This is a genomic window from Acetivibrio mesophilus, assembly GCF_004102745.1.
GTDB classification, from domain to species: Bacteria; Bacillota; Clostridia; order Acetivibrionales; family Acetivibrionaceae; genus Hungateiclostridium; species Hungateiclostridium mesophilum.
The window spans coordinates 87,717-95,361 of the sequence record NZ_RLII01000012.1 but is presented as its reverse complement, the minus strand read 5'-3'; the positions used below and the strand labels follow the sequence as shown (position 1 = coordinate 95,361).

The window sequence follows — 7,645 nt, the reverse complement described above, 5'->3', positions numbered from 1 at the left end:
AGTTATATTTAGACAATGGAAGCACCTATTCCAACGAACAATTAACGCTAATTTGCGGCTCACTTGGAATTGTGAAGCTACATACTCCAGTTCGGGATGGTGCCAGCAAAGCCAAAGTGGAAAGGAGCTTTCGAACCCTCAAAGACTCATGGCTCAATGGCTTTGACTCTTCTACCGTTTCATCTCTTGAAGAGCTTAACCGTTTGCTTGCTGATTATGTACGCAAGCGAAACACTACTATCAATAGAACTATTGGTGAAACCCCTATGGAACGCTATCAGAAGGGTATTAGTCATGTAAGAATTCCAAAAAGCAAGGAATGGCTTGATGAATGCTTTATGAACCGCGTTACAAGAAAGGTAAACCTTGATTCAACAATCTCTATTGATAAAGTTTATTATGACGTTCCTATGCAGTTTATCCGCACAAAGGTTGAAATACGCTTCCTTCCTGACAAAATGCAGGATGCATACATTTTCTTTGAAGGCACAAAATATCCAGTTCGCCAAACCAACCGCGCTGAAAACGGACGTACTAAACGCAATAACCAAAATGCTATTGATTATTCAAAAATGGAGGGATTTGATAATGTTTAAATCTTTTTATGGTATGACTTTTAATCCTTTTGACAAATCTCTTCCGGAAAATCATGCATTTAGATCCAAAGACCATGAGCAAATGCTTTCAAGGCTAGAATACCTTAAGACCACACATGGCATAGGGCTTTTTACAGCTCCACCAGGTATGGGTAAAACATTCGCTTTGCGTTGCTTTTCACAGAGCCTAAATCCAAATCTGTATCAGCTTTCATATATATGCCTTTCAACTGTTAGTGTCACTGAATTTTACCAACAATTCTGCCACGAATTAGGCTTGGAATTTGGTTCTAAAAAATCCTTAATGTTCAGAAATATACAAGAACGACTCTTGCACTTGCTTAAAGAGAAACGAAAAACATTTATACTAGCAATAGATGAAAGTCAGTATCTTAATATTCATGTACTCAGGGACATTAAAATGCTTATGAACACCCAATTTGACAGTCTTGACTGTTTTACGCTACTACTTATTGGTCAGCCATACCTTTGCTCAATCCTTGAAAAACCTGTGCACGAAGCACTTAAACAGCGTATAGTCATTCACTACAATTATGAAGGTCTTTCACCTGAAGAAGCAAAAAATTATATTTACTCAAGAATTGATCTTGCAGGAGCAGCTCACAGTATTATTGATGAATCTGCCGTTCATGCGGTTGCTAACTTCTGTCAAGGAACGCCCCGTATTATCAACAGCGTCATGACCACTGCTCTGATTGTTGGAGCTCAGCTAAAAAAGAACACTATTGATACAGAGGTTATACTATCTGCATGCAATAGTCTTTCTTTAAGTTAACCTCTTGAATATTAAAGGTACAAAACAGAGTTCAATCCGTTACAAAAAGTACAAAAGGAGTACAAATACATGAATATTTTAAAAAACCCTACTACAGTTAAATCGTTAGCCGCCCAAATCATTAAGGCATGTGACAGTTATATCGGGTTAAAAATGCCGGAAAAGCAGTTAAAAGAACTTATTACGTATTATGCCTCACAACATGGAGAAAAATTATTTTCTCATAACGGACTAAATCCTACAATTCAAAATCGCATAGGCAAAAAACGTTCAGAGCTTGTAAATATTATGCTTTTAGGTTTTCAAACCAAACTTTGGGGTTAGGTAAAATCGATGAATACTTTTATATGTAACCACAAAAAAAGTACTGGCCCGGCAAAATATCAAACTTTAAAGACTATGGTACGCATTATGAATTTATGATCCAAAGCCGCTCAAGTATCATGGTTATTTTCGGCAAAACCTCAAGAGGATATTTTGCCTGCATGCCGGATTTTAACGTCGGCTGTCATTTGGTAAATTTTAATGATATTTTTTGGAATAAAGAAAGGCTTACTACGGTTCTCGGTGTTATTGACGGCGTTACTGTTGCATATGCGTTACTACATTTATACAAAGAACTGGACTACCCAGAATTTTGATTTCGCAGGTCATTGACCTGCTTTTTATTGCTTTTTTTCCGGTAGTATTATGCGTATAGAATTTTATTTTGCTGTTTTCACTGGTATTAAGAGAATTTTAATTTGCTTTTTATTCCGATTTTAAAGTGCTGAACTACACCCACCAGTGGGAATTACTTTTTTTATCTTTACATCCCACATAGTTAAGGCAATACTGCGCGCTCGCTAGCACCTGTTTTTTCGTTCTTATCCTTTACATCCCACATAGTTAAGGCAATACTGGAACTATGTAAACAACTCGAAGAGATTCCCTTTTCTTTACATCCCACATAGTTAAGGCAATACGCCCATCAGCAAAACTGCACCAAAAATTAGTAAATATGCTTTACATCCCACATAGTTAAGGCAATACGGTGAGCAAGTAGCTGCCTATAACCCTCGATACGATAACTTTACATCCCACATAGTTAAGGCAATACGCATAGTTGAGTTTAATGTCAGCTCTTATCATTTTCCTTTACATCCCACATAGTTAAGGCAATACATCCGACAGCATAAAATAAAGGCATGGCTAGATGACTTTACATCCCACATAGTTAAGGCAATACACATATCAGAAGGTTCTATATCCAGCATAATAAGTCTTTACATCCCACATAGTTAAGGCAATACCTTTCAGCAAGTTCTCTAAGGTTTATTGTAAAACTCTTTACATCCCACATAGTTAAGGCAATACAAGTAACCCTGCTAATACCTGATACCCATTCATCTTCCTTTACATCCCACATAGTTAAGGCAATACTATTTGTTGAGAATTTCAACCTCAAATTCAGATTTCACTTTACATCCCACATAGTTAAGGCAATACGACACATTCCTCTGGAATATAAAACTCTATTACCGCCTTTACATCCCACATAGTTAAGGCAATACACAAACCATTCAGAAAAGGCTCTAAAATCATAACGTCTTTACATCCCACATAGTTAAGGCAATACGTTGTCGCTCAAGCTGTCATGAATGAATCTGAATCCCTTTACATCCCACATAGTTAAGGCAATACGAGATATGCCCGTCTTAGCTATGTAAGCATTTGAAACTTTACATCCCACATAGTTAAGGCAATACATGACAATAGCCAAAATTTGTAACAATGATACAATCCTTTACATCCCACATAGTTAAGGCAATACGATAATCTTCGTTCTCTGTACGATAGTTATGAAAAAGCTTTACATCCCACATAGTTAAGGCAATACCCAATTTGACAGAAATCTAAAATCCTCTGTTTAAGCTATATACAGAGGGTTGAGATTTTCTCAAACATAATTAAACTGCAGTAAACTTCCAATAGTGTTTTCCGGTTTATCCCATAAATCCTTCTAATGCCTATTTTTAAGCCATTATAGAGCTTGCTTAAATTAATCGGTTTGCTGCAAATTCATAAAATCAATTCGTCTAGTGCCTTTTCTTTTCCAAGTTTATTCTTCACAATATTCTTGGGATTTTCCACAATATAGATATATATCGAATCTTCATTCTTGTCAATAATCTTACCAATTTGTCCTATACATTTTTGCAATTTACCTTCTGTGATTTCTCCTTCAAACACTGAATTTTGTGTCCAAACCAAATACTTCTTCAGTATTTTCCGTACCTTGTTGATTTTTTTTACTTCAATATCATATGTTAATACGACAAATATATTTACCACCACGCCTTCAAGGGTTTATATATTTCATCATCAATAAAATACTTGATAAGCTTATAGCATTCAAGTCTTATAAAACTTTTATAAGATACATTTCTATTAAGTTTCCTATGCCGGATAGTTACTGCAAGCTTTTTTTCGTATTCAGTAATAAACTTCCGCCTACCGGAGTTATTTAACATGCATATGCCATCTTCTATATTGAAATCATCTTTATTTATGATTCTGTTATTTATAAGATTAAATATTACTGGGTCAACAATCAGTGGCTTAAAAATCTCAGATATATCTAAGCTAAGAGAAAATCTTTTCGTTGATGGTTCATGTAAATAACTTATTGATGGATCTAACTGTGTATGATAAATCTGTCCTAAGACTGTCGTATACATAAGACTATTACCAAAAGATATTAATGCATTTATTGGGTCAGTAGGAGGACGTTTTTCTCTTTTACTCATTTGGAAACCATGTTTTAAAAATAGATTAAATGCTTTGTAGTAGGTATTCCTAATTCTCCCTTCTATGCCCATTAACTCATCGATTTCTACGGCATCGTTAACAATCTCTTTTTCTAAGTTCTCATATATATCATCAGTAATTTCCTTATAGTTTTTAAGGTTCCTTTTTATATGGTATTTCGCACTTTGGACAAAGCATTTAGCCAGATAAAGTCGCTTTGCTTTATCAAGATAATGTTGAGACTGCTTCACTGTTAATAATCCGGAAATATTCTTTTTCCTAGGGTAGAATGAACCTGCATAAAAACCGTAATAGTTGTAGAAATGCAACATTAATGAATACTCTGATAGGTAGTTTAGAAATTTTGTATTCAGGTCCACTTCACCAAAAACATGAAGACAGTCAATTTGCTCAATTGGAAGCGCTCTATTTGATTCAGTACTATCTACGAAGTAAATTGTATTTTCTTTTCTCTTCAGTCTGCCATTATTCAAAATATAGTATTCTCTACCCATCTAAATCAATCTCCACCTCCTGTACAAAGCAGAATTCATAATAGGAGCATTTTTTACATGTTGCCTTTTTTTCTATGGAAGGAGGCTTTTCCATATTGCAAATAGTTTTTATTTCAACTAGTGCTTTCTCAATCTCTATTTTATCGGTATCGCTTAACTCAATAAATTCCTGCTTTTTCTCTTTAACATAATTTATGATACCCTTCTTTTCAATGCCTCTCATATGTAAATAATAAAGGTAATATAGAAGTTGCATTCTATGAGAATTCGACATTTTGCTGCTCAACTTTATTTCTCTTACGAATTCGCCATCTATAATATCTAGTTTTACAATGTCATCAATCTCAATTTCTCTGTTTTTTTGTCTCGAATAAGCTGTCTCATGGAGCACTTTTCCGCTTAGTACTCTGTCGCTTAAGTGCTCCATGGTTATGCCTTTAGAAAAAAGCCAGAGCTTTCTTTGGCATACATAGTAGTAATTCACTTTTACACCTTGGGTTTTGTAGTTTTCGAAATCAAAGCTCATGACTATCACCTTGCGTTTTTCTATAATATGTAACTTTACAAAATACTATTTTGGATATTTAACTCTTCTAATTCTTGTTTACTATTTAATCTTAACCCAACACATTGGTCATATTTGCAAAAGCCTTGTTTTATGATTAAAAAACCATCCTCTATGTAAAAAGCATTGAATTTTTGTAATTTATAAAACATTCCTTTGCTAATCTGTATACTGCACATATTATATTCTTTATATTTATTAGGTTTATCTTTTGCATTATAATAGTCTTCTTCAAATAGTACTTTTGCATTTTGCTCAATTTTCCTAAACAATTTACTTGCTTCAATCTTAGAATCAACGATATTTAGATATGGGTCAAACTTGAACATTATATCTTCACCATTAAGCTCTCTAGCGTTTATCACTCCATATATTTCCCTTATATCTTCCTCTGCTTCTTTAAATTCATTATGATAGTCTTTTTCAACTGAAGGATCTTTGTAGTAATAGTCAAGCAATTGTTTTCTGTCTCTCATTGATAGGATTTTTCCCTTATATTGATTCAGTATTTTTTTTGTGACTTTTTTTAGTTCTTCTTTATAGACATCTTTATTTTCTTGATCAATTATACAAAACTCTCCGTATTCCCGATGATCATGCCTATTACATCTTCCCATACGTTGAATAATTGCATCCATAGGTGCAAGATCACTTATAATGACTTCAAAATCCAGGTCAAGAGAAATTTCGACCATTTGAGTAGCTATCCATACATCACCTTCTTGGTCTAAGATTCCTCTATACTTATCCCTTTTATGTTTAAACTTAAATCTGCTATGTATAAGATTAATATCAAAACCATCATCTCGCAGATAATTTAATTGTTCGTATGTTTTTATCGCTTCATCAATAGTATTCTTTACTATCAAAACTTTTTTTCCATTTTTTACACTTGAAGATGCTATTTCAACCCAATCTTTATCTTTACAAAACATACACTTAATTTTTCTGTTTTCATCAATAACTTCATTTTCATTACTCTTTTCAAAAGGGACAGAAATACTGTTAAGCTTTTGAAGATAAATGTCAGGCATAGTTGCGGTCATCAAATGAAATTTTGCATTCATATGTTTAGCTGCAAACTCTATAAAATATATTAATATTAAAAACATACGAGGAGTTAGCAAATGAACTTCATCCACCGTTATATGACTTTCATAAATACTAGCAAATACTTTTTCATATCCTGGATATTTAAATATTGCAAGCAGTATTTGGTCAACAGTAGAGATTATATATGGCTTTGCAAAGTTTTTTGCCAATGTTTTATCACGAGAAGTAAAAAGAATATCCTCTCCTTTAATACTTTGGCGATAACTCTCAACATAAAGGGAAATATCTCCGTGTAACAATCCTACATAGTCTTCACTCCCAAATATCTCAACAGCATCAAAAAAGAAACTCTCACCAGATATTTTGTTTGGTACCAGAAAAATTTTCCTCTTACCGTACCATCTATAATCAGCAATAGTCTTACCTGAGCCTGTAAAAGCTATAGTAACTACATTGCTATATTCTAAATCTCCCATTCTTTTTTGCAGTTGATTAAACTCAATTTTATCTGTCTTTTTTCCATTTCTTTCACACTTTAAATGCAATAATGAAATTAACAAGTCATCAAGCTTTTCAGAAGCTATAGGTAAATAGTATTCTATGTTCTTTTCTTGACTTGAAGCCAGATGATCAATTAAATTGAGAAATCCTTTTAATAGAATATAAAGTTTTCTATTAGCATTGTTTTCTCCAAAGTTTTCATCTAAATACTTCAAGAAGTCGTAGTCCAAAATATTATTATCTTTAAATCGAACGTCAAAACCTAATTTGCTAGAAAGATATTCTTCCACCTCTGTCTTATCAAATTCGTCAGATAATAATACTCCTTTTTCAACATCTTCAAATACGGATTTCTCAATTGCAGCAAATGATTTTCCTAAGTATTTTTCATAACTTCCGTGGTGATAGAAAATGGATTTATATAGAACACTTCTCAAATCATCGCAAACTGATAGCTTATCAAAAAAATATTTTAGAAAAGCTCCTGACAATAAGTTATGACGTTCATCTTTAATAAAATTGTATCTCTTCCACAATCTGTTGATTTCCGGACTGTTAGGATCTTTTTGATTTACTTCGTCAATTTTATTGGCCAGTTCGATTTTTTGCTGAAATTTTACATTAATCTTACCCAAATCATGTAAAATACATATAACTCTTAAATACTCTACAAACCCAGGCATAATGTTCTCAAAGTCTATTCCAGTTTTAATTTTCTCATAGACTTCTAGTAAATCAGATATATGCTCTGTCAGTTTCTGCTTATTAATTCCTTCAAGAGAATTACTTGACTTTGCCATTATATTAGCATTATTCATATTCTTACACC

Annotated in this window: 8 protein-coding genes and 1 CRISPR repeat array; of the genes, 4 read left to right on the top strand and 4 right to left on the bottom strand. The window is 33.2% G+C overall.

All coding sequences use genetic code 11. The annotated features are described in order from the left end of the window. The 4 genes from EFD62_RS10455 to EFD62_RS10440 form a co-directional block, all read left to right on the top strand. A partial coding sequence (locus EFD62_RS10455; protein WP_155522892.1) for a Mu transposase C-terminal domain-containing protein occupies positions 1-596 on the top strand: 596 nt, incomplete at its 5' end. After that, entirely contained in the window at positions 589-1,392 is an 804-nt protein-coding gene (locus tag EFD62_RS10450; RefSeq protein WP_128706079.1) for an ExeA family protein, read from the top strand. The genes EFD62_RS10455 and EFD62_RS10450, both read left to right, overlap by 8 nt. A 69-nt stretch (positions 1,393-1,461) precedes the next feature. Next, positions 1,462-1,716 carry a TIGR04540 family protein gene (locus EFD62_RS10445; RefSeq protein WP_128706078.1) on the top strand — a complete coding sequence of 85 codons (255 nt, stop codon included), beginning with the start codon at positions 1,462-1,464 and terminating at the stop codon, positions 1,714-1,716. Positions 1,717-1,811: 95 nt separating this feature from the next. Beyond that, positions 1,812-2,033, top strand: coding sequence for a DUF6618 family protein (locus EFD62_RS10440; protein WP_155522891.1), 222 nt, complete (start codon positions 1,812-1,814; stop codon positions 2,031-2,033). A 165-nt stretch (positions 2,034-2,198) separates the two neighbouring features. Then, positions 2,199-3,271: direct repeats of the CRISPR family, unit length 29 nt; unit sequence CTTTACATCCCACATAGTTAAGGCAATAC. A 182-nt stretch (positions 3,272-3,453) separates the two neighbouring features. On the opposite strand, the gene cas2 is transcribed toward EFD62_RS10440, so the two are convergent. Genes cas2 through cas3 form a run of 4 tightly spaced genes read right to left on the bottom strand, consistent with a single transcriptional unit; the run spans position 3,454 to position 7,634 of the window. Next, positions 3,454-3,717, bottom strand: a complete 264-nt coding sequence (gene cas2 / locus EFD62_RS10435; RefSeq protein WP_069196387.1) for a CRISPR-associated endonuclease Cas2 — start codon at positions 3,715-3,717, stop codon at positions 3,454-3,456. A gap of 2 nt (positions 3,718-3,719) precedes the next feature. Beyond that, positions 3,720-4,697 (bottom strand): type I-B CRISPR-associated endonuclease Cas1b, encoded by a 978-nt coding sequence (gene cas1b / locus EFD62_RS10430; protein ID WP_069195520.1) that lies wholly within the window; start codon positions 4,695-4,697, stop codon positions 3,720-3,722. Continuing rightward, positions 4,690-5,223, bottom strand: coding sequence for a CRISPR-associated protein Cas4 (gene cas4, locus EFD62_RS10425; RefSeq protein WP_069195521.1), 534 nt, complete (start codon positions 5,221-5,223; stop codon positions 4,690-4,692). Before cas4 ends, cas1b begins: the two co-directional genes overlap by 8 nt. Before the next feature lie 35 nt (positions 5,224-5,258). Beyond that, positions 5,259-7,634 (bottom strand): CRISPR-associated helicase Cas3', encoded by a 2,376-nt coding sequence (gene cas3 / locus EFD62_RS10420; protein WP_162302510.1) that lies wholly within the window; start codon positions 7,632-7,634, stop codon positions 5,259-5,261. Positions 7,635-7,645: the final 11 nt, after the last annotated feature.